The organism is Bradyrhizobium sp. RDI18, from assembly GCF_043203335.1.
Classification (GTDB): domain Bacteria; phylum Pseudomonadota; class Alphaproteobacteria; order Rhizobiales; family Xanthobacteraceae; genus Bradyrhizobium; species Bradyrhizobium retamae.
Genome location: NZ_JBICRN010000008.1, coordinates 6,049,680 through 6,074,851, shown reverse-complemented (window position 1 = coordinate 6,074,851; position 25,172 = coordinate 6,049,680). Strand labels below are relative to the sequence as shown.

The 25,172-nt window shown below is 62.7% G+C and carries 25 protein-coding genes and 1 pseudogene; 6 read left to right on the top strand and 20 right to left on the bottom strand.

Features of this window, described 5'->3' with window-relative positions:
* Nucleotides 1–208: 208 nt before the first annotated feature.
* Nucleotides 209–1,102, top strand: coding sequence for a ferritin-like domain-containing protein (locus ACFXS9_RS38355; RefSeq protein WP_392698465.1), 894 nt, complete (start codon nt 209–211; stop codon nt 1,100–1,102).
* A 289-nt stretch (nt 1,103–1,391) separates the two neighbouring features.
* Here ACFXS9_RS38355 and ACFXS9_RS38350 read toward each other — a convergent pair whose 3' ends face one another.
* The 14 genes from ACFXS9_RS38350 to ACFXS9_RS38285 all read right to left on the bottom strand — a co-directional run bounded on the left by ACFXS9_RS38350 (nt 1,392) and on the right by ACFXS9_RS38285 (nt 15,509).
* Nucleotides 1,392–2,666 (bottom strand): PQQ-dependent sugar dehydrogenase, encoded by a 1,275-nt coding sequence (locus ACFXS9_RS38350; protein ID WP_392698464.1) that lies wholly within the window; start codon nt 2,664–2,666, stop codon nt 1,392–1,394.
* Between the two features lie 361 nt (nt 2,667–3,027).
* Nucleotides 3,028–3,435, bottom strand: coding sequence for a twin-arginine translocation signal domain-containing protein (locus ACFXS9_RS38345; protein ID WP_392698462.1), 408 nt, complete (start codon nt 3,433–3,435; stop codon nt 3,028–3,030).
* A 401-nt stretch (nt 3,436–3,836) separates the two neighbouring features.
* The gene (locus tag ACFXS9_RS38340; RefSeq protein WP_392698460.1) at nt 3,837–4,211 is read right to left on the bottom strand and encodes a hypothetical protein; all 375 of its coding nucleotides are present in this window, start codon (nt 4,209–4,211) and stop codon (nt 3,837–3,839) included.
* Nucleotides 4,212–4,237: 26 nt separating this feature from the next.
* On the bottom strand, nt 4,238–7,321 hold the full coding sequence (locus ACFXS9_RS38335) for an efflux RND transporter permease subunit (RefSeq protein WP_392700232.1): 3,084 nt from the start codon (nt 7,319–7,321) through the stop codon (nt 4,238–4,240).
* The gene (locus ACFXS9_RS38330) at nt 7,245–9,038 is read right to left on the bottom strand and encodes an efflux RND transporter periplasmic adaptor subunit (RefSeq protein ID WP_392698459.1); all 1,794 of its coding nucleotides are present in this window, start codon (nt 9,036–9,038) and stop codon (nt 7,245–7,247) included. Before ACFXS9_RS38330 ends, ACFXS9_RS38335 begins: the two co-directional genes overlap by 77 nt.
* Before the next feature lie 637 nt (nt 9,039–9,675).
* A complete protein-coding gene (locus tag ACFXS9_RS38325; protein WP_392698457.1) occupies nt 9,676–10,161 on the bottom strand; it encodes a DUF2852 domain-containing protein in 486 nt (161 codons plus the stop codon).
* Nucleotides 10,162–10,269: 108 nt separating this feature from the next.
* Nucleotides 10,270–10,995 carry a TetR/AcrR family transcriptional regulator gene (locus ACFXS9_RS38320; protein WP_392698456.1) on the bottom strand — a complete coding sequence of 242 codons (726 nt, stop codon included), beginning with the start codon at nt 10,993–10,995 and terminating at the stop codon, nt 10,270–10,272.
* A gap of 120 nt (nt 10,996–11,115) precedes the next feature.
* Nucleotides 11,116–11,481, bottom strand: coding sequence for a hypothetical protein (locus ACFXS9_RS38315; RefSeq protein WP_392698454.1), 366 nt, complete (start codon nt 11,479–11,481; stop codon nt 11,116–11,118).
* An 85-nt stretch (nt 11,482–11,566) separates the two neighbouring features.
* On the bottom strand, nt 11,567–11,992 hold the full coding sequence (locus ACFXS9_RS38310; RefSeq protein WP_392698453.1) for a YciI family protein: 426 nt from the start codon (nt 11,990–11,992) through the stop codon (nt 11,567–11,569).
* 27 nt (nt 11,993–12,019) lie between these two features.
* Nucleotides 12,020–12,436, bottom strand: a complete 417-nt coding sequence (locus tag ACFXS9_RS38305; protein ID WP_392698451.1) for a YciI family protein — start codon at nt 12,434–12,436, stop codon at nt 12,020–12,022.
* A gap of 145 nt (nt 12,437–12,581) precedes the next feature.
* A complete protein-coding gene (locus tag ACFXS9_RS38300; protein ID WP_392698449.1) occupies nt 12,582–13,784 on the bottom strand; it encodes a serine hydrolase domain-containing protein in 1,203 nt (400 codons plus the stop codon).
* Nucleotides 13,785–13,876: 92 nt separating this feature from the next.
* Complete coding sequence (locus ACFXS9_RS38295; RefSeq protein ID WP_028349198.1) at nt 13,877–14,245, bottom strand: nuclear transport factor 2 family protein; 369 nt, start codon at nt 14,243–14,245, stop codon at nt 13,877–13,879.
* An 11-nt stretch (nt 14,246–14,256) separates the two neighbouring features.
* Nucleotides 14,257–14,910: a glutathione S-transferase family protein gene (locus ACFXS9_RS38290; protein WP_392698447.1), complete on the bottom strand. Its 654-nt coding sequence runs from the start codon at nt 14,908–14,910 to the stop codon at nt 14,257–14,259.
* A 53-nt stretch (nt 14,911–14,963) separates the two neighbouring features.
* Nucleotides 14,964–15,509, bottom strand: a complete 546-nt coding sequence (locus ACFXS9_RS38285; RefSeq protein ID WP_392698445.1) for a dihydrofolate reductase family protein — start codon at nt 15,507–15,509, stop codon at nt 14,964–14,966.
* Between the two features lie 115 nt (nt 15,510–15,624).
* Between ACFXS9_RS38285 and ACFXS9_RS38280 the strand changes: the two genes are divergently transcribed.
* The 3 genes from ACFXS9_RS38280 to ACFXS9_RS38270 all read left to right on the top strand — a co-directional run bounded on the left by ACFXS9_RS38280 (nt 15,625) and on the right by ACFXS9_RS38270 (nt 18,966).
* Nucleotides 15,625–16,122, top strand: coding sequence for a winged helix-turn-helix transcriptional regulator (locus ACFXS9_RS38280; RefSeq protein ID WP_392698443.1), 498 nt, complete (start codon nt 15,625–15,627; stop codon nt 16,120–16,122).
* Between the two features lie 207 nt (nt 16,123–16,329).
* A complete protein-coding gene (locus tag ACFXS9_RS38275) occupies nt 16,330–18,015 on the top strand; it encodes a PAS domain-containing protein (RefSeq protein ID WP_392698442.1) in 1,686 nt (561 codons plus the stop codon).
* 135 nt (nt 18,016–18,150) lie between these two features.
* Nucleotides 18,151–18,966: an SDR family NAD(P)-dependent oxidoreductase gene (locus tag ACFXS9_RS38270; protein WP_392700231.1), complete on the top strand. Its 816-nt coding sequence runs from the start codon at nt 18,151–18,153 to the stop codon at nt 18,964–18,966.
* A 31-nt stretch (nt 18,967–18,997) separates the two neighbouring features.
* Here ACFXS9_RS38270 and ACFXS9_RS38265 read toward each other — a convergent pair whose 3' ends face one another.
* Nucleotides 18,998–19,198 carry a hypothetical protein gene (locus ACFXS9_RS38265; protein ID WP_392698440.1) on the bottom strand — a complete coding sequence of 67 codons (201 nt, stop codon included), beginning with the start codon at nt 19,196–19,198 and terminating at the stop codon, nt 18,998–19,000.
* A 246-nt stretch (nt 19,199–19,444) separates the two neighbouring features.
* Here ACFXS9_RS38265 and ACFXS9_RS38260 point away from each other — a divergent pair, with 246 nt between their 5' ends.
* Nucleotides 19,445–19,882: a hypothetical protein gene (locus ACFXS9_RS38260; protein WP_392698438.1), complete on the top strand. Its 438-nt coding sequence runs from the start codon at nt 19,445–19,447 to the stop codon at nt 19,880–19,882.
* Nucleotides 19,883–20,050: 168 nt separating this feature from the next.
* On the opposite strand, the gene ACFXS9_RS38255 is transcribed toward ACFXS9_RS38260, so the two are convergent.
* The 3 genes from ACFXS9_RS38255 to ACFXS9_RS38245 form a co-directional block, all read right to left on the bottom strand.
* On the bottom strand, nt 20,051–20,464 hold the full coding sequence (locus tag ACFXS9_RS38255) for a VOC family protein (RefSeq protein ID WP_392698437.1): 414 nt from the start codon (nt 20,462–20,464) through the stop codon (nt 20,051–20,053).
* A 172-nt stretch (nt 20,465–20,636) separates the two neighbouring features.
* The gene (locus ACFXS9_RS38250) at nt 20,637–21,173 is read right to left on the bottom strand and encodes an SRPBCC family protein (RefSeq protein WP_392698435.1); all 537 of its coding nucleotides are present in this window, start codon (nt 21,171–21,173) and stop codon (nt 20,637–20,639) included.
* Nucleotides 21,174–21,205: 32 nt separating this feature from the next.
* Nucleotides 21,206–21,619: a DoxX family protein gene (locus ACFXS9_RS38245; protein ID WP_392698433.1), complete on the bottom strand. Its 414-nt coding sequence runs from the start codon at nt 21,617–21,619 to the stop codon at nt 21,206–21,208.
* A 250-nt stretch (nt 21,620–21,869) separates the two neighbouring features.
* Here ACFXS9_RS38245 and ACFXS9_RS38240 point away from each other — a divergent pair, with 250 nt between their 5' ends.
* Nucleotides 21,870–22,967, top strand: coding sequence for an ISAs1 family transposase (locus ACFXS9_RS38240; protein ID WP_392692877.1), 1,098 nt, complete (start codon nt 21,870–21,872; stop codon nt 22,965–22,967).
* A gap of 241 nt (nt 22,968–23,208) precedes the next feature.
* On the opposite strand, the pseudogene ACFXS9_RS38235 reads toward ACFXS9_RS38240, so the two are convergent.
* Nucleotides 23,209–24,479: pseudogene (locus ACFXS9_RS38235) on the bottom strand (RNA polymerase sigma factor).
* Nucleotides 24,476–24,844, bottom strand: coding sequence for a YciI family protein (locus ACFXS9_RS38230; protein WP_392700229.1), 369 nt, complete (start codon nt 24,842–24,844; stop codon nt 24,476–24,478). Before ACFXS9_RS38230 ends, ACFXS9_RS38235 begins: the two are co-directional and overlap by 4 nt.
* Nucleotides 24,845–25,172 lie beyond the last annotated feature (328 nt).

The following is a 25,172-nucleotide window of genomic DNA, read 5'->3' as shown; positions in this document are numbered from 1 at the left end:
CACTCTTGCATGCACAGGCCAAGCGTGGCTCCAGCGGCCTCACGACGTCGTGCCTGCCTGGTTTCGAGCTCGCTTGGAACGCGACCTGCGGCCTGACGTTGTACCGCCCCAGCACTAGCTGGGTACCGAGGTCGCGCCATGAGCGCCCTCAATAGCGCTGAACAGTGAGTGGCGCGGCCTCTCAATCCAGAACGGAGGAGGTTACGCCATGGATGCATTGCGCATTTCCCGCCGGCAATCGATCGCCGGCCTATCCGTCGCAGGACTCGCGGGACTGCTTATTCCACCAGCCTATGCCCAGCAGAAGCGCGAGACCACGGGCGTTGGGATCGGCAAGAAGGGGGCAGCGATCGACGACGAGGACATTCTCACCTTCGCGCTGAACCTCGAATACATGGAAGCCGAGTTCTATCTGCGCGCAACGACCGGCAAGGGCATCAGCGATACCGATGCCGGTATGGATGCCGGCAGGGTCGTGGGCGGCCACGAGGCCCAATTCAAGGAGAAAGCGATCCGCGAGTTCATTGAAGAGACGGCGGAGAACGAACTGGCCCACGTTCGCTTCTATCGCAAGACGCTTGGACGAAGCGCCATTTCAAGACCTGCGATCGACTTCGATGCTGGCTTCAAGGCTGCTGCTGAGGCTGCCGGATTGCCTGCCGATTTCGATCCCTTTGCCGATGACATGTCGGTCCTGCTCGGTGGCATGCTGTTCGAGGACGTCGGCGTGACCGCCTATGCAGGTGCGGCTCCCTTGCTCAAGAAAAAGGAATTCGTGGAGGCGGCAACAGGGATACTTGCTGTTGAGGCCTACCACATGGGAATGGCGCGCTCCCAGCTGTACATGATGGGCGAGAAGGCCTGGGATGCCGCCAACGCCATTTCGGATGCGCGCGACAAAATCGACGGGACCCCCGAAAAGGAAGACGAGGGGATCAGGATAGACGGCAAAGCCAACTTCGTGCCTTCGACGCCCGACGCGATCGCGTTCACGCGTACGCCGCAAGAGGTTCTGCGTATCGTCTATCTGACCGACAAGGCCGGTGTCAGCAAAGGCGGCTTCTACCCGAACGGAATGAACGGAGAGCTCAGGAGCACCTGACTGCGATACGAACTCTGTGTTCGGACCGGCTGCCGAGACAGGAATGGTCGTCCCTGCCGAGTGCGCGGTTGCGCACCGAGGAGGGACCCACAGGCTCTTAGTCATTTAGAAATCTCCCGGTGCACAATTGCGTACCTGAGAGCGCGCCTTTTGGCGCGCGCTACGATGTGCGATTGCACATCGCTGCTGCATGGCCCTTCGTGCTGCCGCCGCACCGGGACGTCGCGCGCAATCCAGGTTGTGATCGTGCCAGCATCCGCCGCGCTGGCTGTTCGGACGGGCATTCAAGCTAGCGTGGCGCCTCAGTATTGCCATCGGGCTTGCCTGTACGGTTCTGAGACCCTGTGTAAGCGATGCGCCAGATGGTGCCGCCGGTGTCGTCGGCAACGAGCAATGAACCGTCCTTGGCAATCGCAAGCGCGGCAGGTCGGCCCCAGATCTCCGCCCGATGCTTGCCGGACACCCAGAAGCCGACGGCGAAATTCTGGTACCAGCCTTGCGGACGGCCATCCTTGAACGGCACGAACACGATCTTGTAACCGGTTGGTTCGGATCGATTCCACGACCCTTTGAGGGCAACAAAGGCGCCGCCGCGGAATTCGGGCGGAAACTGTTCGCCATCGTAGAACACCAGATCCATCGCCGAGGAATGCGCTTCGAACAGAAGGTCGGGCTTGATTGAAGCCTTGACCTTGTCTGGTTTCAAATTGGCGAAACCCGGCTGCGGGTACTGACCGATATATGCGTAAGGCCAGCCGTAGAAGGCGCCCTTCTCGACACGCGTCAGGTAATCGGGCGGAAGCCGGTCGCCAAGACCGTCGCGCTCCTGAACCACCGTATAGAGATCGCCCGTTCCAGGTTCGAAGGCGAGCGCCGTCGGATTGCGCAATCCCGAAGCGAACGTGACTTGGTTCGCGCCATTGGGATCGAAGCGCTGGATCGTCGCCTTGACCTCCGGTTCAACACCGATGTTTCCGGACGAGCCGACGCCGACGAACAGTCCGCCAGTCCTGGGGTCAATCGCGAGGTGTCGGTTCATATGGCCTTGAACGATGCCGAACACGCCCTTCTTGGTGATCATTTCCTCGCCAACCACGGCGGGCGAAGGTTTGCGCTGATCCGGCGGCACATCGGCAGCCTTCGGCTGCTCGCCACCACGGCCTGCACGCAATGCGCCAAGCCGGTGCGGTACCTTCCAGATCCCATCCTGATCCGCGACCAGGACGTGATCGTCCCGCCAGGCGAGTCCGTAAGGATGGTTGAATCCCTCCGCGTGGCGCTGAATCCAGTCGGCCTTGCCGTCCCCGTCCTCATCGCGCAGCAATGTGAGATGGCCCGCCTTCTGTTCGGCCACGAGCACGTCGCCGTTCGGCAGCACAAGCAGACGCCTCGGATGCTCAAGGCCGGTCATGAAAGCGGTCGTGATGAAGCCTTCAGGGACGCGGGGCGTTTGGCCCTGGTGGGGGATGACAAGGGAGCGGCTGCTGACGACCGGGCCGGTCTTCGGGGGCGGCAGGTCCTCCGCCTTGACCGTGAACCGGCGTCCAAGTTCCTGGTCGGGCAAGAGCGCCGGGTCCGCCGGCTTTTTCTGCCGGTGGCTGAGCGGCGGGCGTGTTTTTACGCTGAGCCCAGGCTGGTGCGAGCGCGAAGCCAATCGCAACGAGAACTGCCGTAAGGGTCGCGAGGCGGGAAGAAGGGATTTTCATTGCGAGCCTCCCATCGAAGTCGAGTCAGGCTTTTCGAATTTAAGACACTTCAGTGCAGCGCAGCCTTCCGGCCGATTAGTGGTCTGTCCTTGATCGTCTTTGCTGCCGACCAGACTTCATGGATGCGCCGCTATGGTCGCAGCCCAGCCAATATTGCCCTCTGCTAAACGACGTTCAGCGCAGACAGCGCCTACGGTGCTGCTCGCGTTGGGGGCAGTTCTAGTAACTGCTTCCGCCTCCACGCGCACCTCCGCCGCCGGAAGCACCGGGCGCTCGGCCTCTACCAGCGGCTCGGTAGTGGCGACACCAGCCGTTGGCGCTGATGGGTCCCTCGACGATCGCGCAGGTCCCTCCGCGGAAATTGACGCAGCCGCCGCAGCGCTGTGGTCCATTTGGACTATCGCGATACTGGGCCGATGCTTTGCTGACTTTTCGCCGGCCGCGTATCTCTTGCAGCAGCCCGTCATCCAATGGCAGAGGTGTAATCGGCGGGGCCGCCCATGCCGGCAGCGCCGTCCCGGCAAGTGCCGCTCCACAGAGTGTCTTTCCAATAAAATTGCGACGCGAAATGGATTCCTTTTTCGAGTGCTCGCTCACGGGTGTCCTCCGGGGTTGTGGAGGGACCATTCGCGGTCTTCTAGACGATCAAAACAATTTACTGCGGGACGCGTTGTTCCTCGCATTGCCGCGTTTTCCTTTGCGGCAAGGTCATGCAGATCGCTGCTTAAGGCCGGGCAGCGCCGAGCGATGTGCGCTCCCACAAAATCAGGGCAGCCATATTACCTCTTCTTCCCACCTACGCTGTCAGAGGATGTCGGCGTGACGGCCTATGCGGGTGCAGCGCCGCTACTCAAACAAAAGAGTTCGTGGAGGCGACCGGGATTCTTGCCGTTGGCGATGCCTTTCGTCCTGGCAAACGGACGCGCGCCTAAGGGCCTACCGGAAATGCAATCACGGAAATCAGGCGTCAGCACCTCCCGTTCGTCATGGCCGGCCGAGCAAGCCCAGCCATGACCGGTAGAGTGAAGTTAGTCGAAACGCGCGCTCGTCGTTTTTCCGTCCGGCCCGGTGAGCTGAACCGCGCCCTTGACGGTTTCCGGAAGTGGCGACCCAGCCTTTCCGGCAAGCGCGCCCGACTCGCCCGGCCGTAGTTCGATCCTTTCCGCCTTGCCGCCAACCTGAAAGATGGCGACGCCTTTGAAGCCGGCGGCATTCATCGGCTTTTCGTCGGCGTCGCTGATGAAGATTTCAATACTATCGTCCTTGGTCACGAGTTCAGCGTGATAAGGTTTTGCTTCAGCAAGGCGCCCGCCATGCGGCCCCTTCGATGAGTGAGCCGCGGCTGGCGAGGCCATCAAGGCAACCAGAAGCGCAAAACGAACGACGACGCTTTTGTGTCTCATGTGAATTCTTCCTTTTCCGCGTTGCGTCAGTAGGAGTGGGCCGGAGCGGTTCGTTTACCCGTTTCGTCGGCCTGCCGTTGCAACAAACGCGCAAGCGGTTTTTTCCCGAACCACAGGAACAGCACCGGCGTCACGACGGTATCGAGCAGTGTCGCGCTGACGAGACCGCCGAAGATCGTCACCGCAACGGGATGGAGAATCTCCTTGCCCGCTTCATCGGCGCCGATCAGGAGCGGCACCAGCGCCACCCCCGCCGACAGCGCCGTCATCAGGACCGGCGTCATCCGTTCGAGGCTTCCCCGGACGACCAGCTCCTTCCCGAACGCCATGCCCTCGTGCAGCGCCAGATTGATATAGTGGCTGATCTTGAGGATGCCGTTGCGCGCGGCGATGCCGGTGAGCGTGACAAAGCCGACCAGGCTCGCAACCGAGAGCGGCTGATCCGTGATGGCCAGCGCGGCAACCGATCCGATCAAGGCGAGCGGAATGCCGCCCATGATGATCAGCGCCAGCACCGCGGACCGATAGCGGCTGTACAGGATTGCGAAGATCAGCGAGAGCGAGATGAGCGCGAGAATGCCGATGGTCCGGCTCGCTTCTTCCTGCGCCTGGAAGGTTCCTTCGAGGCTTGCGGTCACCCCCGATGGCAGTTTCGCCGCTTGCAGCTCGCCGCGAATTCCCTCGGCCAGCTTGGCCATGTCAGCCTTGCCATCGGAATTGGCTGATATGACGATGCGACGCCGTCCGTTTTCCCGCAAAATCTGATTGGGTCCGTCGGTCTCCTTGATGTCTGCGATCTGTCTCGCCGGTATCCAGCCGGTCGGCGTCTTGATCAGGAGATCGCCGAGCTTTTCCGTGGTTCGCAGACGATCCGGCAGGCGCATGACAACGTCGAAGCGGCGATAGCCGTCGACGACGCGCGATATCACGCGGCCGCTTGACAGCCGCGACAACTGCTCGACGACCGCGCCCGGCTGAACCCCGTAAAGCGCAGCGCGGGCATAGTTGACGCGGATTTCAAGCTGCGGAATTCGCACCTGCTTTTCGACCTGGAGGTCCTTGATGCCGGGCAGACCGGCGATCCGGCTCCGGATTTCCTCGGCGGTGCCGCGCAGGGTGTCGAGATCCTCGCCGAACAGTTTCAAGGCTATCTCCGCCCGGACGCCGGAGAGCAGGTGATCGAGCCGGTGCGAGATCGGCTGTCCGACATTGACGGACAGTGGCAGAACGGCGAGGCGCGAGCGTATGTCGGCAACGACGTCCGGCTTCGCACGATCCGAATGCTTCAACGCGACCTCGAGGTCGGAGGAATGCACGCCTTCCGCATGCTCGTCCAGCTCGGCGCGGCCGGTTCTCCGCCCCACGCTGATCACCTCCGGAACGTCAAGCACCAGCCGCTCGGCGATTGCGCCGACGCGGTTGGATTCTGCGAGCGAAACGCCGGGATTGAAGGCGAGGTTGATGGTGAACGAGCCTTCGTTGAAGGCGGGGAGGAAGGCGCGCTTGAGCTGGAACGCGCCCCACCCCGCCGCCGCCACCGCGATCAAGGTCAGCGCCAGCAGAAGCTTCCCGCGGACGAAGGCCGCATCAAGCGCGGCGCGGTTGATGCGCTTGAGCTGTCGCACCAGCCAGCCTTCACCCTCCGCCATGCGTTTTGCGCCCGGCAGCAGGTAATAGGCCATGACCGGCGTGAGCGTGATCGAGACCACAAGGCTTGCGAGAATGGAAATGATGTAGGCTTGGCCGAGCGGGGCGAACAGCCGTCCCTCGACGCCGGAGAGCGCGAACAGCGGCACGAACACCAGCACGATGATCGTCGTCGCATAGACGATGCCGGAACGGACTTCGCTGGAGGCGGCAACGACGACGTCGAACACGCTCCGCGGATTGCCCTGCTCCCTGTTTTCCCGCAGCCGCCGGAAGATGTTTTCGACATCGACCACGGCGTCATCGACAAGCTCGCCGATGGCAATCGCAAGTCCGCCGAGCGTCATCGTATTGATAGACAGACCGAAGAGCTTGAAAATGATCGCCGTGGTCAGGATCGATACCGGGATGGCCGTGAGCGAGATCGCCGTGGTGCGCCAATTGAGAAGGAATGCGAACAGGATCACCGAAACGACAATGGCCGCCTCAATCAGAACCCGGCCGACATTGTGCAGCGAATTCTCGATGAAGTCCGCCTGGCGAAAGACGACCTCGTCGGCCTTGATGCCGAACGGAAGCGACGGCGCGAGTTCGGAAAGCGCCTGCTCGATCTGACCCGTCAACCGCACGGTATCAATGCCGGGTTGCTTTTCGACCGAAACAATGACGGCGGGCCTGCTCATATACCCGGCATCGCCGCGCTTTATCTTGGGCGCGAAGTCGACATCCGCGACCTGACGCATGTAGACCGGCCTGCCGTCGATGGTGGCCACGACGATGCTTCGCAGATCCTCCAGGCTTGTCGTCCGTCCGATATTCCGGATCAGGTACTCGCGGGTGTTCTGGTCGGTGAAGCCGCCGCCGGTATTGGTTCCGAACTGGGCAAGCGCAAGCTCAAGCTGTTCATAGCTCACCGAAAGCGCTCGCAACGCCGAAGGCTGCGGCGCAATCCGGTATTGCCTGACTTCTCCACCGATCGGGATCACCTGTGCGACGCCGGGGATGGCGAGCAGGCGCGGACGGATCGTGAAGTCGGCGACCTCGCGCACTTCCATGGGCGATGCCGTATTCGAGGTCACGGCCACGAGAAGGATCTGTCCCATGATCGAGCTGATCGGGGCGATCTGCGAGGTGACATTGAGGGGAAGCTGGCTTTGAATCCGTGCCAGACGCTCGGCCACGAGCTGCCGGTTGCGGTAGATATCCGTTCCCCAGTCGAACTCGACGTAGACGATCGAAAGCCCGATACCTGAAACCGAACGAACGCGGCTGACGCCGGGAACGCCGTTCATCTGGGTTTCGATCGGAAATGTGATGAGCTGCTCGATCTCGGGCGGCGCATAGCCTTCGGACTCCGTCAGAATCGTGACGGTCGGGCGGTTAAGATCAGGAAATACGTCCACGGGGAGTTGTCGGGCGGTGTGGGCGCCGAGAACCACGAGCAGGCCGGCCAAGGCGAGCACGAAAAGCCGGTTGCGGAGCGAGGCGCTGACGAGAAGCGAAAACATCGAGACGCCTCCCTTCAGCGTACGTGTTCAAGGAGCTCGGCTCCTTGCGAGACGATCGCTGGCCGGCGGCGAGGCCCGACATGATCAGCACCTTCTCGCCGTCGAGCGGCTCCGCGCGCACGCTCCTCGGCGCGAACCGCTCGGGCCCGACATGCTCATAGACGAAGTCCTGGCCGTTCGAGCCGCGGACAAGGCTGGTGCGCGGGACCGCGATTCCTTCTTTCTCCTCCCGCGTCGGGACAAGAACGGTCAGGAACTGCCCCGCCCTCAAGCCGGCGGTATCGCCGACGATGGAGAAATGCACCGGTACCGACTGGCTGCGGTCGGCAAAGCCGGCGCCGCGATATTCAAGGTCGAGGCTCCGGCCCGAATAGGTCGTGGCGCGCGCGCTCGTTGCGCCTTCGATGGTCTCAAAGCTCAGTGCTTCGACCCACAGGCGCGACGGATCGACGATGTTGAAGACGATCGAACTCGGCTGCACGATCTGTCCGGCGACCGCGGTGCCTTCCGCGATCACGCCGGCCACCGGAGCGACGAGCGCTTCGGGTTCGCGACGGGCCTTCTCGATCGAGGCGCGGCGGTCGCGCAACCCTTCGAGTTCAAGGCGGGCCTCTTCGAGCTGTGTTCGGGACACGGCTCCGCCCGCCGCGAGTTGCTCGTAGCGCGCCACGCGCCGCTCGACGATCGAGATTTGCTGATCCAGTTCACCCTGCCGCTGGCGCATGTCGGACAGATCGATGGCCTGCAAAGGCGGCGTGACGTAGCCCAGAATATCCCCCTGCTTCACGCGGGTGCCGAGCCGGGGAAAGCCGTCCGTCGACGCCGACAGCCGACCACCGACGGAAGACTGCACGTAACCGCTGGCGGCGGGGTCCGGAATGATACGACCGGGAAGCTCGGCGACCTTGGGATGACGCGCCTTCTCCGTCACCAGCGAGCGCAGGGCAAAGATGCGCTGGACGGACTTCGGAACGAACACCGTGCCATCCGAAAGGCGTTGGGCACGTTCCTCCGAATTTGTCCTGATCGCGACCTGCCCCTTTTCCTCCTCATGACCGTGGCCTTCATGCGCCCGGCCTAGCTCCACGCCGCCGGCGAGTGCCATGCAAGCCAGGGCGACAATGGCCGCGCGGCGGCGGCGCAGGGCAACCGCTGCGACAAGAAGACCCGCAACAAAGCCGCCACCGACGAGCAGAGCCGTGCGCAGGTCGGCTGACAATCGCGCCTGCGCAACCGGCAATGCCGATGTCTGCGGTGGCGTTTCGATGCTTACCGGAAGGATGTCGGTCAGGTCCCTCGCCGTGATCGAAACGACAAGATCGGTTCGGCCGCCCTTGGCGAGCCAGGGCGCCGCCAGCCGATAGGCGCCATCCGGCTGCTCGCTCGGCGTGGCAGGCCCGGCAGGTGTCTCAACGACCAGGCTGGCGCCGGTGACCGGCTCATTGGTCGCGAAACGGTCCACATAAATGTCGATGGCGTCGCCGCGAGCGACCGCAACCAGCTCAAAGTCTGCGGAGGCGGCTTCGCCGCGCGGCGCCGCGCTGACGCTCGCCTGCTGCGGTTCATCCGTGTGGTTATGGCCTTCATGGGCCGGTGTGGCCGTTATCGTGGCGTAGCTCGCTACAACGGCAACGGCGATGGCGCACGAGATGCGCCGAAACTTTCGAAACATGGCAGTCGTCCTCACTCGAGATTCGTGCCGCGAGACGCGCCACAGGCGGGCGCGCTCACGCGGATTCAGCACTCAGAGGGACGTTCTGGGAGGACGCTCGAAAGATTCCGGGGTGCGGCGTACCCCCGATTGCGACGGCGGAAAACTTAAGCGCGAGACACTCTGCAGATAAGGAATCAGCAGCGAGGCGCTGGGAAGTCCCGTGGGGCAGCACGAGCCGAAGGCCGAGGAGCAGCATCCGCCCATGCAGGGTCTTTCCGGGGACGCTTGATCTCCATCCTGGTCCAGCTTCGCCTCCGCCGCGGCGGAGAGGACAGCCTGGTGATCGGTACTTGCCGTCACAATGGATGCAACACCCGCGTGATGCGCGGCATGATGTTGATGACCCGAATGGGCCTTGGCTGCAGACGGAACGAACGAAAGCACGGCCAAGACGACCGCCATTCCGAACATTCGCTGCATCAGCCCAAGGAACATCATTTGCCGATTATAGGACGAACGCCGCCGCAGTTACAGCGTTTCAAGGTTGCCGTCCATGCAAAACAAACCGCCCACCTGCTTCTCGCAGATGGGCGGTTGTATCCGCCGTCAGGCGTCATGGGGGCATCACGCCTGCGGCTGAATGCGTATTTCGAACTCAGCCCTGCTGCGGCTGGTCGTTCGGCGGGGTCGGACGCTGCTTGTGCTGCGCCATGAAGGCGTCGAACTCTTCCTTGTCCTTGGCTTGGCGCAGACGCTCGAGGAAATTCTTGAACTCGACCTGCTCTTCCTCGAGCCGCCGCAGGGTTTCCATGCGGTACTCGTCGAAGGCGCGGTTGCCGCTGGACGGCGGGCCGAAGCCGAAGCCGCCAAAGCCGCGGCGCTCCATGCGGTCGCGCATCCGGTCCATCTTGTACTGCATCCGCTCCATCTTGTTCTGCCAGCGGTCTCCGTGGCTCCAGCAACCCATTTTTCTGCTCCCGAGTGTGAATAAGAGAAGGGCTAGCCCGATCGGCCACCAGATGATGAAGCCGAGGATAGTCACCACGATCCAGCCGGGGTGCCAGGGGCTCTCAAGCATATGCGGTCGATAGGTCTGTTCCGTCGGACCGCGCCATCGATTGACATCTGCGGTGTAGGCCATTTCCCTCTCCATGACGGCAATCACGCCGTTGTGAATGTAAATAACATTTACATACCTAAACCATCCCGCGTTTTTGTCAAGCGCGCGGCTGGCCGCACCCCCGCAAAATTATTTGCGGGTTCCCCAGGGGCCTGAGGGCGCGCCACCTTCCGGCGGCACCGGCGGCGGGCCGGACGGTTTCTGGTCTGACGGCCGGCGGTCGGTCGGGAAGCCGAGGCCGCGCAGATAAATCAGCACTTCCGCTTCCAACAGTTCTTCCGGCGACATCGGCAATTTGCGGCGCGCGGCGTCGCCGCGGCCGAACAGCGAGGCTATGCCGTGCGACATCGACCAGATATGCAGCGCCATCATCATCGCGGGAGGCCGCGGCATGCCGGGCGGCGCCAGGGCGGCGAGCCGCTCGGCGGCGGCGCGAATGATCGCGAACGCACGCTCGCTGGCAGCCATCAATGTCGGGCTCGAATCGACAGGCACCCCGGATCTGAACATCGCCGAATAGAACGCCGGCTCGTTGCGGGCGAAGGCGAGATAGGCCTTGCCGACCCGTTCGAACGCCGTGACCGTGTCCGGGCGGCCGTCGTCCCAGGCCTGCGTCAGCAGCGCCTCAAACTGCTCGAAGCCGCGCTGCGCAATCGAGGACAGCAATTCGTCGCGGTCGCGAAAATGACGGTAGGGCGCGGCCGGACTGACCCCGGCCATGCGTGCGGCGTCCGCAAAGGTGAAGCCGGCCGGGCCCTTTTGCGTAATCAGGTCGAGCGCCGCCTGAAGCAATGCCTCTTTCAGATTGCCGTGATGGTAGCCACGCTCGCCGCGGCGGTCCTTTTGCCAGCTCATGTTAAAGGCTTTTACATGAGGTGGCCGTAAAGGTCACTTAATTTGAGGCCGTTAACTGGTGTTCATCAAGATTAACGGCGTGCGGGCGGCGCAAATTCCGACGATTCCAGCCGCCCCGGTCTAACCGCCCGGGATCGGAAGGACCGGCATGATCTCCACGCGCTCGCCGGGAAAGATCGTAAAGTGCGGGTGGTTCTCGAACATCTTTGCGGCGTCCTCATGCGAGCCGGCGCGCACCACCGTGAAGGCGCCCATCTCGTTTGCGATGTCAGCAATGCCGCTTGAATCGACCTTCTTGGTCTTGCCGAGCGGGCCACCCATGGCGACGAGCGCCGCCTGGTGCTTTTCGACCCAGGCCTTCCACGCCGCGACCCCCTGCTGCTCCCTGGCGCGCCGCTCAGCCTCGGGCAACGCATTCCAGGCCGCCATTTTCGCACTGGTCTTGCTGCCGAGGAAGACTGCGAGGAACGTATCGTTGGTGCTCATGAGGTTCTCCTCCCTTGCGGTTTGACTGATTGCGATAGGCTATCGACTTGACGTCGGGCGGAGCCAAGTTACAGCGCCTCCCGGTTCACCGCGCCTTGTGCGCATTTCCTTTCTGCAGCTCGTCGAAGCCTTTCGCCGCCTGCTGCACTTCCTCGGAGAAATCCTCGATTTCCTGCACCTGGCGGATTTCGATGATCTCGTTTTCGGACGCCGGGCACTTCTTCGCCCACTCGATCGCCTCATCGCGCGACTTCACGTTGATCATCCAGTAGCCGCCGAGCACTTCCTTGGCCTCCGTGAACGGGCCGTCGGTAACGACGGGCTTGCCGGTGACGAAGGAGACCCGCGCCCCCATCGAGGGTGGATGCAACCCGTCGAGCGCGATCAGCACGCCGGCCTCCTTCAGCGCCTCGTTGTATTTCATCATCGCCTTGACCCGTTCAGGGTCGAGCTGGACGTCCGGCGGCGAGGTCTCATAGCCCAGGGGGATCATCAGCATCATGAATCGCATGGCGGGCTCCGTGTTGTTCAGTTGCCGTCACTTCTTCGCAGTCTGCGCCCGCAGCCGCTCTTCCTGTTCGCGAAGTTCGGGCGTGAGGGCTTCGCCGAAATCCTCGGTCGAAAACACCTGGCGGATTTCGACCTCGTCGCCATCGCCGAACGGCGCGCGCTTCATCCAGCCGATCGCGTCATCGAGCGATTTGGCGTTGATCAGCCAGAAGCCGGCGACGAGATCGCCCGAGAGCGGGAACGGACCGCGGCTGGCACTGCCCTGCCCGCCTGCATACTTGATCCGCGCACCATTCGAGGTCGGGTGCAGGCCCTCGCCCGCTTCCATCATGCCCGCCTGGACCAACTCCTCGTTGAATTTGCCCATCGCCGCCAGTTGTTCCGTAGTCGGCATCACGCCGGCTTCCGAATCCTTGTTTGCCTTCACAATCACCATGAATCGCATCGTCGTTCTCCGTGTTGATCTTCTTGGGCCGACCACTTGCCGCGTCGGCCTTCGTCAACAAGACGAGCGGGCTTTTACGCCGCCGACATGTCCTGCAAAATTATTTCGCAAAATTATTTCGGAAGTAATTTGACCAGCCGGCCGGTCAATCGTCGATCGCCTGATAGGCCGAAGTCCAGAAGTCGGTCATCACCCGCGGCGGCTGCGGCGATTCCAACATTCGCTGGGTCAGCAGGATCCCGGTGAGGCCTTCGCTGGGGTCGGAATACCAGGAGGTGCCGTAGCCGCCATACCAGCCGAAACGGCCGGGCGTATGGGCAAGATCGTCACGCCGGGTGAAGACCGAGACGCCAAAACCCCAGCCGCTGTTGTCGCCGAAAAACAGTTCGGAGCCCTGCTTTTGCTCGGAGGTCAGTTGATCGCTCGTCATCAGTTCGATGGACGGCCGCGATAGAATGCGTTCGCTGCCGAGCCGGCCACCATTCAGCAGCATTTGGGCAAACGCATTGAAATCGTCTGCAGTCGACACCAATCCGGCGGCGCCATTCTCGAACACCGGCGGGCTTGCATATTTGCCGGTCGCAGGATCATCGAAGACTTTCAATTCGCCGCTTGCTTGATCGCGCGCATAGGCAGTCGTGAGCCGGGCGCGCTTTTCCTCGGGCACGTGGAAGCCGGTGTCTTTCATGCCGAGCGGCGCGAAGATGCGATCGCCCAGGAATTTTGCAAGACTCATGCCCGCGACGCGCGCGATCAGCACGGAGAGGATTTCGCTGCCGCTGTTGTAGAGCCAGCGCTCGCCGGGCTGATAGATCAGCGGCAGCGTGCCGTAGCGGCGCATCAATTCGTCCGGCGGAAACGAGGGAAATACCGGCCCGGGCGCAAAGCCCGCTTCAGCAATCGCCTTCTGGATCGGATAGCGATCGGGAAATATCGGGATCATGCCAAGGCCGAGCCGGAAGGTCAGGAGATCGCGCAGCGTGATGGCGCGCTTCGCCGGCACCGTATCGTCGATGGCTGCATCGATCGCACGCAGCACCTTGCGGTCGGCCAGTTCCGGCAGAAAGCCATCGACGGGATCATCGAGCCGCAGTCTGCATTCCTCGACCAGGATCATCGCGGCCACCGCCGTCACCGGCTTGGTCATGGAAGCGATGCGAAAGATGCTGTCGCGCTGCATCGGCGTGCCGCCGATTGCCATGCTGCCCATGGCATCGACATGAATCTCGCCGCGGCGGCTGACCAGCGCCACCAGGCCGGGAACTCCGCCGTGCTCGACATGCCCCGAGAGAATCTCATGCATACGGTCGAGCCGCGATCTCGACAGTCCACCGGCATTTGTCGGCATGGCTCATGCTCCTCTCGAAATTAACTGACCTCTCGAACATGACGATCCGGCCTGCTTCTTGCCGACATGGCAGATGACGCGCCGCGTGATTTCTATGACTGCTGCCTGACGAACTTGCCATCCTGGTAGTTCGCGCCGAAATAAACGTCGATGCGCTTCACCTTGTCGCCATCGAAGACAACGAACTCGGTATTGCGGAAACTCTTTCCGTCCTTGGCCGTGCAGCGGTAGGTCACAAAGGCCTGATCGCCGTCGACGAGAATCCGCTCCAGTTCGTGCCGTTCGATCCAGTCGCTGGACTGCCAGCAGCGCGCGAAATAGGTCGCTTTATCGATGTTGTCATCGAACGGACTGGTGAAGCGGAAATCCTCGCTGAAGGCATTCTCGACGAATTGGCGATCGTTGGACAGATAAGCTGCGAAGATCTTGCGGATCGTCTCCGCCTTGCTTGCTTCGGCCATTCAGCGCTCCTTTAGGGCTCTTTGGGTACCATCTGGAAATACGGTTCGGCTTCCTTCAACACGCGCGCGACGGAGGGGCGCACCTTCAGCCGCTCGAGATAGGCGCTGAGGTTTTTCTGCGCTTCACCGAACGGTATCGCCATGTTGCCGTAGAACAATGACGGCACTGCCGCGCAATCGGCGAGGCTGAAATCCTCGCCCATCGCCCAGCCGCGGTTTTCCATCTGCTGCTCGATCATGGCATAGGAAGTGTGCAACTGCGCCCGCGCCTCCTCGACGCCGTACGGGTCCCGCTTGCCCTCGGGCCGCAACCGGTCCGTTACGATCTTCTGCATCGGCAGATGCACATAGAGATCGTAGAAGCGGTCGCGCAGCCGGGTCTGCAAGGCGCGGGCGGGATCTTCGGGAATAAGCCGGACGCGGCCGCGATAGTATGAATCGAGATATTCGACGATGATGCTGGATTCCGGCACGGTCTGATCCCGTGCATCGTCGCGCAGCACCGGGAACTTGCCGATCCCCCACAGCTTCAGCAGCGCGGCGCGCTCGGCCGGATTGCCGAGATCGACGAGATTCGGCCGGAACGGAACGTCGTTCTCGTAGAGCGCGATCAGCGCCTTCCAGCAGAACGAGGCCAGCGGGTGAAAGTGCAGCGTCAGCGACATGGAAACTCCTGTTTGCCGTTTGCAAGACGATCTGCGTCTGGTGACGCCGACATTTATGGCGCCGGCACGTAGCGCAGGATCACGATGCCGGTCGACAACGGCCGGCTGTCGAGCAGCTTCAGCTTGCGCTTTTCGCCCGGCTTGAACAGCGGCGTTCCGCCGCCGAGGATGACGGGGTTTACCGCGATGCGAAACTCGTCGATCAGCCCGTGCGGGATCAGGCTGCTGGCGAGATCGGCGCTGCCGAACAGAAAGATGTCCTTGGCGCTGTCGCGCTTCAGCCTCGCGACGGTCTCCGGCACATCGGCGCTGAACATCTGGGTGTTGTTCCAGTCGGATTTCTTCACCGTGCGCGAGAAGACATATTTCGGCGCGGCATTCATGAAGTCGGCGACCTCGCCGGTCGCGCTCGGCCAGTGGCCCGCCATCAGCTCATAGGTGACGCGGCCGAACAGCAATCCACCGGCGGCGTTCAACTGCTCGATCGACAATTGTGCCAGCTCCTCGCCCCAAACGTCGGAATGCCAGGAGATGTCGCGGTTGGGGCCTTCAACGAAGCCGTCCAGCGTCATCAGGTTCCACATGATCAATTTCGCCATTGCGATCTCTCCCTAAACTGATTGCGAATTGCAACTGGTTGCAAGATGACTGAACTGGTGCGATATTGCAAGCAGTTTTTTTGAGGGGCCTTGGCGCCCGTTTTTGGAGACGACCATGACCGATGCCCAGCGCTCCGGCTGCCCGATCAATCTTTCGCTGGAAGTGCTCGGCGACAAATGGAGCCTTTTGATCATCCGCGACATGATGTTCGGCAACCGACGGCATTTTCGCGAGCTTCTGACCAAATCGGAGGAAGGCATCTCCTCCAACATCCTCGCCGACCGGCTGAAGACCCTGCTCGAGCAGCGCATCATCACCCGCGAGGACGATCCCACGCACAAGCAGAAGGGAATCTATTCGCTGACGGAGCAAGGCATCGAGCTCTTGCCCGTTCTCGCGCAGATGGCGGCCTGGGGTTACAAGTATCTACCCGTCACCGAGGAACTCGGCATCCGCGCGCGGCTGCTCAGCGAGGGCGGACCGAAAATGTGGGCCGAATTCATGGACGAGCTGCGCGAGAGCCATCTCGGCGCAAAGCGGCGCAGGCGTAGCGGTCCTTCGGTCGGTGAGCGACTGCAGGCAGCGTATGAAAGCGTCGTGAACGGAATATAGCCCCCGAGTCCGCGGCCGCATGCTCGTCCGGCGGGCGTCGCGCGCCGGTACATCCTTAAGATCAGCACTACGTCGCGATGCTATCCGTCATCTTACGGAGAATATCGTTAACGCATTCTTTTTTCATTTTGATCAAACGTGGCTCGGACGGGGGCTCGGCGGCATTAACCAGCAGCCTCGTCATTTACCCATGCAATGAGGCCTACGGTGTTTCAATTTCTCAAGAGCTCCTCGACAGACAAAGCTCTTGCCGACGCTCTCGGCCGCTCGCAGGCCGTTATCGAGTTCGGCATGGACGGCACGATTCTCACCGCCAACAACAATTTCCTCAAAGCCCTCGGCTACTCGCTCGGCGAAATCAAGGGCAAGCATCACAGCATGTTCGTCGATCCATCGCAGCGCGACAGCGCGGCGTATCGCGACTTCTGGACGGCGCTCAAGCGCGGCGAATACCAGGCCGCCGAATACAGGCGGATCGGCAAGGGCGGCAAGGAAGTCTGGATCCAGGCGACCTACAACCCGGTGCTCGACGGCAGCGGCAAACCTTGCAAGGTCGTGAAGTTCGCGACCGACATCACCGCCCGCAAGATCAAGAGCATGGAGGATGCCGGCCAGGTCGCTGCGATCAACCGTACGCAGGCGGTCATTGCGTTCGAGATGGACGGCACCGTCATCACCGCCAATGACAACTTCCTGAAAGCGATGGGCTATACGCTCGCCGAAATCCAGGGCAAGCATCACGGCATGTTCGTCAATCCGTCGGAGCGCGACAGCGCCGCCTACCGGCAGTTCTGGGCGAGCCTCAACCGCGGCGAAAGCCAGCAGGCCGAGTACAAGCGGATCGGCAAGGGCGGGAAGGAAGTCTGGATTCTCGCCTCCTACAACCCCGTGCCCGACGAGAAGGGCAAGCCGTTCCGGGTGGTGAAATTCGCCACCGATATCACCAGCCAGAAACTTTCGACCGCCGATCTCGCCGGCCAGATTGCCGCCATCGGCAAGTCGCAGGCCGTGATCGAGTTCAAGATGGACGGCACCATCATCGGCGCCAACCAGACTTTCCTCCGCACGGTCGGTTACGCGCTGGACGAGATCCGCGGCCGGCACCACAGCATGTTCGTCGAGCAGACGGAGCGCGACAGCGCGGCCTATCGTGAATTCTGGGCGGCGCTCAACCGCGGGGAATATCAGGCGGCCGAATACAAGCGGATCGGCAAGGGGGCTAAGGAGATCTGGATCCAGGCGTCCTACAATCCGATCCTCGACCTCAACGGCAAGCCGTTCAAGGTGGTGAAATACGCCACCGACACCACCGTGCAGGTGCTGGTCCGCATGGGCAACGAGCGCGTGCGCGGCATGATGGAATCGGTGGCGGCAGGCGCCGAGGAACTGAACGCCTCGGTCCGGGAAATCTCCGAAGCCATGACCAAGTCGCGCGAGACGGCGGCGACCGCGGTCGGGCGGGTCGAGGCGGCCGACGCCCAGGCGCAGCGGCTGAACGAAGCGGCGCAGGCGATGAGCGGCATCGTGGAGCTGATCGGCAACATCACCGGCCAGATCAACCTGTTGGCGCTCAATGCGACGATCGAGTCGGCGCGCGCCGGCGAGGCCGGACGCGGCTTTGCCGTGGTCGCTTCCGAGGTCAAGAACCTCGCCACCCAGGCCAAGCAGGCCACCGACAAGATCGGCCAGGAGATCAGCAATCTCAACGGCATCTCCGGCGACGTCGTCGGCGCGCTCGACAGCATCAAGAGTGCGATCCAGGGCGTCAGCGAATATGTCACCGCCACCGCGGCCGCGGTCGAGGAGCAGAGCACGGTGACCGGCGAGATGTCGTCCAACATGCAGCGCGCCGCCGCGGAGGCGAAGGCGATCGCGCAGCGCGCGGGCGGTTAGATACCGTCACCGAACGCGTGAGGTACGGGACAGCGCCCGTACCGGATTTGCTATGCCGGGCTCGACCGGGCAGCGCTGAAGTCTGCATCATTGTCGCCGGGACATGCGACGGGGCCTGGGTTATAGGAGCGGGAAATCTTCTCTCTCGCAAACGGACCTGCCTATGCCCCCTCCCCGCAAAAAGTTGCTCTCGTCACCGGCGCCGCGCGCGGCATCGGGCTTGCGACGGCCAAACGCCTTCTCGCCGACGGCTGGCAGGTGGCGCTGCTCGACATCGAAGGCGAATTGCTGCGCGGCGCGGTCACAGGCCTCGCCGACCCCGACAATACGCTGGCTCTGCATTGCGACGTATCCGACACCAAGGCAGTGGCGAACGCCGTGGCGGCGGTGAGCGAGCGTTTCGGCCGGCTCGACGCGCTGGTCAACAATGCCGGGATCGCGGTGTTCGCGCCGCTGCTCGACACTTCGGACGACGACTGGAACCGCATCCTGCAGGTCAATCTCACCGGCCCGTTCCTGTGCACCAAGGCGGCGGCGCCCTTGATGCGCGAACATGGCGGCGGCGCGATCGTCAACGTCACGTCGATCTCGGCGGTGCGCGCCTCCACGCTGCGTTCGGCCTACGGCACCAGCAAGGCGGGGCTCGCGCATCTGACCAAACAGCTAGCGGTGGAACTCGCTTCACTCGGCATTCGCGTCAACGCCGTGGCGCCCGGCCCGGTCGATACCGCGATGGCAAAACAGGTTCACACGCCGGAAATCCGCGCCGATTACCACGACGCCATTCCGCTCAACCGCTATGGCCTCGAAGAGGAACTGGCGGAAGCGATCTTCTTCCTGTGCAGCGATCGCGCAAGCTACATCACCGGGCAGATCCTCGCCGTCGATGGCGGTTTTGATGCCGCCGGCATCGGTCTGCCGACGCTGCGCGGCCAGCGGCGGAACGGGTAGTTCCTCCGTGGCTGTGTCGCTTGAGTGCGGATCAGAGCCCAGTACGAATGACCTTGGCTGGCGGCCCATCATTGCTGGATCGAGGAGGCAGGTCATTGTTCAGCGCGCCGCGATGCAGCAACACCGTCTGTTCCGGTGGAGCATCCGGTCTCATGCTCGGCGTTCCCAGTGCGAACGCCGTCACGAGCAGCAAAATGCTCGCACAGATAACGCTGAGGAAAAAATGATCCATGCGATCCACAACGAAGGGCTGCACTGTTCGTTCCGCTGGGCTGCGCGGCAATTTTCGATAGAGCAGCGCTGCGCTTCTCGGCGACCGTAAGCCGGTAGAGGTGACGGGCCGGTTCCGCATTCGCCGGCTACGCCGGGATGGGCAACCTCCGCCGAGGCCGGGTCTTCCGACGCGGACGCTTGACCAAACCTTGCCACATGTCTCAGCGTAACTGGGCCGGGGGCAGTGCTGACGGAGGAGCTGCACATGGGAATGGCGGTCATCAAGCTCATCATTGTCGCCGCCGCGCTGTTGGCGGCAATCATGCCGGTGCGGGCCGAGATTCGCATTCTCGCCAGTCCGGGTGGACAGGTCGGGCCGTTTCTCGAACTGTTCGATCGCGTGCGCGAGACCGGGGAGCGGGTGGTGATCGACGGGCCATGCCTGTCGGCCTGCACGCTGGTGCTCATGACGGTGCCGGCCGAGCGCATCTGCGTGACCCGCCGCGCGGTGCTCGGATTCCACGCCGCGCGCTCGATCGACGGCCGCGGCCGGATCTATGCCGAGCCGGAAGCCTCGATTGCGGTGCACGCGGCTTATCCGGCGTCGGTGCGGGACTGGATCAGCCGGCGCGGCGGACTGAACTCGCGGATGTTGCTGCTGCGCGGGCGTGACCTGGCGGCGATCTATCCAAGGTGCAGATGATTTTGTAGGTGGGCAAAGGCGCTCTTGCGCCGTGCCCGCCATCTTCTTTGTGGCGCGAATGGTGGGCACGCGGAGCCTGTCATCACTCCGCGAGCGCCCTTATGCTCGTCGCTGGGCGCGCGTTCGCGCGACCCGTTGGCTTTGCCCAACCTGCGGCGCCAACGAGATCTACATATCTTCCTTCGGACAGTTCACCATCCAGGGAATGCCGAACCTGTCGACGCACATGCCGAAACCGTTGGAGAAGAAGGTCTTGCCGAACGGCATCCTGATCGTGCCGCCTTCGGCGAGCGCATTGAAGCGGCGTTCGGCGTCGGCGGGATCTTCGACCGCTAGCGCAACCGACATGCCCTGCGGCTGATGGTAATCGCCGGGCGTCGCGTCTGAGGCCATTAGCACTTCGCCGTCGATGGTGATGCGGGCATGCATGATTTTGGTTTTCCAGTCCGGCGGGATCGGCATGTCGGCGGGCCCCTCGCCATACGGCATCTTCGCTTCGATCTGGGCGCCCAACACCTTCTGATAATAGTTCAGCGCTTCTTCGCAATTACCGTTGTAGAACAGATACGGATTGACCTGCATCGGTGGCTCCTTTGGTTGTCGATCAGTAGCGTCCGCGGCGTTCCCCGGATGCAGCGCGTTAGCGATGCGCTGCTGTTCCGGGGTCCATCAGTGGGTCCCGGCTCTGCGGCGCATCACTCGCGTGCTGCACCGCGTCCGGGACACGATAGTGTCGGCGACAATGTCGCGTCGCTCATTTCTCGGTGAGAGTCTTCAGATTGGCGAGACCGGCTTCGAAATCCCTGCCGATCATGCGATCCAGGTTCATGAACACCTGCATCAGCCTGGACATGAAGTTCGCCGGACCATGCATCAGCCATGTGACATGGGTGCCATCGCCCTGCGGCAGCATTGTGAACTCGGCGGTGTTGTGGCCTTCGAACGGCTTGAAGAAATCGAGCTTGATGACGATTTTCGACGGCGCCAGGGCCTCAAGAATTTCCATGCGGCCGGAACCGACATTCTTGTCGCCGTCCCAGGCATAGGTAGCGCCCTTGCCGCGCTCCGCACCGCCATAGGTGCGCTTCATCGCCGGGTCCTTCTCCTCGTAAGGCGACCAGCTCCGCCACTGCTGAAAGTCGGAGATCAGCGGAAATATCCTTTCCGCCGGCGCCTTGATGCTGATCGCGCGCTGCACCCGTAACGTATTCGGCTTGGTCGCGGCGAGAATGAGCACGATGGCGACGGCAATCGCCAATATGACGGCGACGACGGCAATGACTTCCAGCATGTCGGGCTCCGTGGACAATCGGTTGAAGCTAATCAGCGGCGAAGGGGGATCAAGCTGCGCAGGTTCTTGTCGCGCAGCCACAGCCCGCCCCACAGCATCAGGCCGAGATAGAACCCGAACAGCGTGTGCGTAAGCAGGGGGCTATCGATCCGCACATGCGAAGCGATCGCGCCGCCGAGATAGCCGGTGAGCAGGATCGCCCCCAAGATCGAGGTCGGCGGAATGGCGTAGAGCACGGTGCAGACGATGGTGATGGCGCCGAGGCCGCGCATCAGCGCGTCGCTCGAACCGTAACCCATTCGGTCCATGGTTTCGGTGACGACCGGCCACGGCACCAGCTTGATGGCGCCATCGATCATCAGGAACAGGATGACCAGGCCGGAGAGAATGCGGCCCGTCCAGCGTGCGGGCGTGGAGGCCGGAAGGGTCTCGGCGATGACGGTCATAGTGGTCCCCGTTGTCTTGAATGGCTGCTCGGATTCAAGACGAATGAGGGAGGTTGAAACCGACAGGGGGAGCGAAATTTTTCGACAAGGACGCCGTAATGCCCCGGGCTAGTCCCGGCATGATCATTGCTCGCGGTGTGCATCACCCTCCCCTGGAGGGCAGGGGAATCGCATGTTCAATTCCGTAAGTTATTGCGAAGCGGTGAGAAATTGATTCTGAAGGTAGCTCCTGATTCGGATGGAGCGGCCGATGAATCGATTTGCGGAGTGCTTCGAGGAACTGCCGGACCCGCGCGCGGACAATGCGCTGCACGATCTGACGGAGATTTTGTTCATCGCCTTGATGGCGACGCTGTGCGGGGCAACGAGTTGCACCGACATGGCGCTGTTTGCGCGAATGAAGGCCTATCTTTGGGAGGGCGTGCTGGTGCTCGAGCATGGTCTGCCGAGCCACGACACGTTCAGCCGCGTGTTCCGCATGCTCGATCCGAAAGCGTTCGAGAAAGCCTTCCAGCGCTTCATGAAAGCCTTTGCCGAAGGCGCGAAGATCGAACGGCCAAAAGGCGTGATCGCGCTCGACGGCAAAGCGCTGCGGCGCGGCTACGAGCGCGGCAGGAGCCACATGCCGCCGGTCATGGTGACCGCTTGGGCGGCGCAGACCCGCATGGCGCTGGCCAACGTGCAGGCGCCGAACAACAACGAAGCTGCTGGCGCGTTGCAGTTGATCGAACTTCTGCAGCTCAAAGGCTGCGTGGTGACGGCCGATGCGCTGCACTGCCATCGCGGCATGGCCAAGGAGATCGTGGCGCGGGGCGGCGATTACGTGCTGGCGGTGAAGGAGAACCAGCCAGCGCTGTTGGCCGACGCCAGGGCGGCGATTGCCGCAGCGGTGCGCAAGGGCAAGAAGCCGGTTTCCACCACCGAGGCAGATCATGGCCGAAAGGAAAAGCGCAGCGTGCTTGTCGTGCCCGTCAAGGATATGGAGCGGAAGCACAACTTTCCGGGCCTCAAAGCCGTCGCGCGGATCAGCAGCAAGCGCGGCAAGGACAAAACCGTCGAGCGCTACTTCCTGATGAGCCAAAACTACAGCCGCACGCAGGTTCTGCGCATCGTTCGCACCCATTGGACCATCGAAAACGGCCTGCACTGGCCGCTCGATGTCATCCTCGACGAGGATCTGGCCCGCAATCGCAAGGACAACGGCCCGGCCAACCTTGCCGTACTCAGGCGCCTTGCCCTCAATGTTGCCAGAGCCCATCCCGACACAACCACCTCCTTGCGCCTCAAGCTCAAGCGCGCTGGCTGGAACGATGCCTTCCTCTTCGAACTCATTGCTCACATGCGATAGCCCTGCCCTGGAGGGGGGAGGGTCGGTTCGCATGTAGCGCAGCGAAATGCGAAACAGGGTGGGGTGATCTCTCAACTCGGGCTCTGTTGGATGCGGAGAGACCGTCACCCCACCTCGGTTCGCATTTCATGCGAACCGATCCTCCCCCTCCAGGGGAGGATAAGAAAGCACGCCCGACTCACCTCTAGCCAAAAACGAACTCAGGTCGTCGCCAGCTAGCGATCCCGGCTTCGACACATTCCTACTTCCCTGCCTTCTTGCCGCGGGGTTGGCTGTCGCGCTGCAGGCGGTCGAGGTGCATGCGGATGTGGGCGGCTTCGGCCGAGGTGTTGGCGAGCGCGATGGCGCGGTCGAAGGCCACGCGGGCCTCGTCGTTGCGGCCGAGTTGCATCAGGAAGGCGCCGCGCACGCCGAAGAAATGAAAATAGTTCGACAGCCGCGCCGCCAGCGGCTCGATCATCTCGAGCGCGGCTTCCGGCCCTTTCACCTTGGACACCGCGACCGCGCGGTTCAAGGTCACCACCGGCGACGGCTGCATGATCTCCAGCGCGCCATAGAGCAGGTCGATCTGGGTCCAGTCGGTATCCTCGGGCTTCTCGGCGCGGGCATGCAGGGCGGCGATCGCGGCCTGCACCTGATAGGGTCCGCTGCGGCGATGGCGCATCGCCTTGTCGATCAGCGCCAGCCCCTCGGCGATCAGAGCCTTATTCCATTTCGAACGGTCCTGGTCGTCGAGCAGGATCACGGCGCCATCGGCATCGAACCGCGCATCAGAGCGCGCATGCTGCAGCAGCAACAGCGCGGTCAGCCCCATGATCTCGGGCTCGCTCTGGAACAGCCGCAGCAGCAGTCGCGCCAGGCGAATGGCCTCTTCGCACAAGGGCGCGCGAATCTCGGCGGTGTCGCCAGAGGCCGAGTAGCCCTCGTTGAAAATCAGATAGATCATGGCGGCGACGGAAGCGAGGCGCTCGAGCGCTCCGCTGCGCCCGGCGCTTCGAACGGCACGTTGGCATCGGCGACGCGCGCCTTCGCGCGGGTGATGCGCTGCTCCATCGCGGCTTCCGAGACCAGGAAGGCGCGCGCGATCTGTTTGACCGTGAGACCCGACACGATGCGCAGCGCAAGCGCGATCTGCTGCGTCGCCGGCAGGCCCGGATGGCAGCAGATGAACAACAGCCGCAGGATGTCGTCGCGGTAATGCGAGCCGTCGAGCCGCTCGGCAAGCTCCTCCTCGGCGTCGTCGAGGGCGGAGATCGCCTCATCCTCAGGCAGCGCCGTCTGCTTCTTGCCGCGCCTGATGTCGTCGATCGCGACATTGCGCCCGACCATGATCAGCCACGCCGCCGGATCGCGCGGCGGGCCGTTCTGCGGCCAGCTCTTCAGCGCGCGCAGGCAGGCGTTCTGAAAGGCTTCCTCGGCGGTATCGAGGTTACGGAAATAGCGCAGCAGCGCGCCGACCGCCTGGGGGCGAGCCGAAGTCAGTGCGGCATCGATCCAGGCGGTATCGGTCATGGCTGCACGCTCCCCGCCGTGAAGTGGCCGACGGGACGGATCTCGTAGGCGCCGCCGGGATTGGCCGCGCCGAGATCGCGGGCGACGCCAAGTGCCTCGTCGAGGTCCTTGCAGTCGACGAGATAGAACCCGAGCAATTGTTCCTTGGTTTCGGCATAGGGGCCGTCCAGCACCAGCGGCGGATCGTCCTTGCGCAGCGTGGTCGCCGCCGTGGTCGGCAAGAGACGCGCGACCGGACCGAGCCGGCCCTGCTTGGTCAATTTGTCCTGAACGACGGCCAGTTTCTTCATGACCGCGGCGTCCTGTTCCTTGGTCCAGGAACCGACGGTGTCTTCATCGTGATAGCAAAGAATGGCGTACAGCATGAGGCTCAAGCATCTCCGTTGTCTTGATGACGAACGATTATGCCCGGAGCCGACAGGCGCGTCGAAGAAATTTTGAAAATGCCCTGCCTGCCGTCAGGGACCTACAATCGGCGGCGGCGGTGGATTGAAATGCCTGTAGGCGTGAATGGCCGCCGTGGAACAAAGGCTGCACACACCGAGAATGAGAACGATGCACCTGAGCATTTTCATCTGGCGGCCTCAACCCTGATTGACCATGCAAGATCTCCCCTGTCGGATGAAAGGAGGCTAGAGAAGCACCTCGGTCCGCGATGTGAGGCGGGTCACGCCGGGTGGCGACGCGAAAGGA

Bases quoted from the DNA above. Each gene is read 5' to 3' on its own strand.
- ACFXS9_RS38245 (WP_392698433.1), bottom strand. From the start codon at position 21,619: ATGACCGTCATCGCCGAGACCCTTCCGGCCTCCACGCCCGCACGCTGG.
- ACFXS9_RS38240 (WP_392692877.1), top strand. From the start codon at position 21,870: ATGAATCGATTTGCGGAGTGCTTCGAGGAACTGCCGGACCCGCGCGCG.
- ACFXS9_RS38280 (WP_392698443.1), top strand. From the start codon at position 15,625: ATGACCGATGCCCAGCGCTCCGGCTGCCCGATCAATCTTTCGCTGGAA.
- ACFXS9_RS38230 (WP_392700229.1), bottom strand. From the start codon at position 24,844: ATGCTGTACGCCATTCTTTGCTATCACGATGAAGACACCGTCGGTTCC.
- ACFXS9_RS38325 (WP_392698457.1), bottom strand. From the start codon at position 10,161: ATGGCCTACACCGCAGATGTCAATCGATGGCGCGGTCCGACGGAACAG.
- ACFXS9_RS38295 (WP_028349198.1), bottom strand. From the start codon at position 14,245: ATGGCCGAAGCAAGCAAGGCGGAGACGATCCGCAAGATCTTCGCAGCT.
- ACFXS9_RS38320 (WP_392698456.1), bottom strand. From the start codon at position 10,995: ATGAGCTGGCAAAAGGACCGCCGCGGCGAGCGTGGCTACCATCACGGC.
- ACFXS9_RS38330 (WP_392698459.1), bottom strand. From the start codon at position 9,038: ATGTTTCGAAAGTTTCGGCGCATCTCGTGCGCCATCGCCGTTGCCGTT.
- ACFXS9_RS38340 (WP_392698460.1), bottom strand. From the start codon at position 4,211: ATGAGACACAAAAGCGTCGTCGTTCGTTTTGCGCTTCTGGTTGCCTTG.
- ACFXS9_RS38305 (WP_392698451.1), bottom strand. From the start codon at position 12,436: ATGCGATTCATGGTGATTGTGAAGGCAAACAAGGATTCGGAAGCCGGC.
- ACFXS9_RS38345 (WP_392698462.1), bottom strand. From the start codon at position 3,435: ATGGTCCCTCCACAACCCCGGAGGACACCCGTGAGCGAGCACTCGAAA.
- ACFXS9_RS38250 (WP_392698435.1), bottom strand. From the start codon at position 21,173: ATGCTGGAAGTCATTGCCGTCGTCGCCGTCATATTGGCGATTGCCGTC.
- ACFXS9_RS38310 (WP_392698453.1), bottom strand. From the start codon at position 11,992: ATGCGATTCATGATGCTGATGATCCCCCTGGGCTATGAGACCTCGCCG.
- ACFXS9_RS38300 (WP_392698449.1), bottom strand. From the start codon at position 13,784: ATGCCGACAAATGCCGGTGGACTGTCGAGATCGCGGCTCGACCGTATG.
- ACFXS9_RS38255 (WP_392698437.1), bottom strand. From the start codon at position 20,464: ATGCAGGTCAATCCGTATCTGTTCTACAACGGTAATTGCGAAGAAGCG.
- ACFXS9_RS38285 (WP_392698445.1), bottom strand. From the start codon at position 15,509: ATGGCGAAATTGATCATGTGGAACCTGATGACGCTGGACGGCTTCGTT.
- ACFXS9_RS38265 (WP_392698440.1), bottom strand. From the start codon at position 19,198: ATGGATCATTTTTTCCTCAGCGTTATCTGTGCGAGCATTTTGCTGCTC.
- ACFXS9_RS38315 (WP_392698454.1), bottom strand. From the start codon at position 11,481: ATGAGCACCAACGATACGTTCCTCGCAGTCTTCCTCGGCAGCAAGACC.
- ACFXS9_RS38290 (WP_392698447.1), bottom strand. From the start codon at position 14,910: ATGTCGCTGACGCTGCACTTTCACCCGCTGGCCTCGTTCTGCTGGAAG.
- ACFXS9_RS38355 (WP_392698465.1), top strand. From the start codon at position 209: ATGGATGCATTGCGCATTTCCCGCCGGCAATCGATCGCCGGCCTATCC.
- ACFXS9_RS38260 (WP_392698438.1), top strand. From the start codon at position 19,445: ATGGGAATGGCGGTCATCAAGCTCATCATTGTCGCCGCCGCGCTGTTG.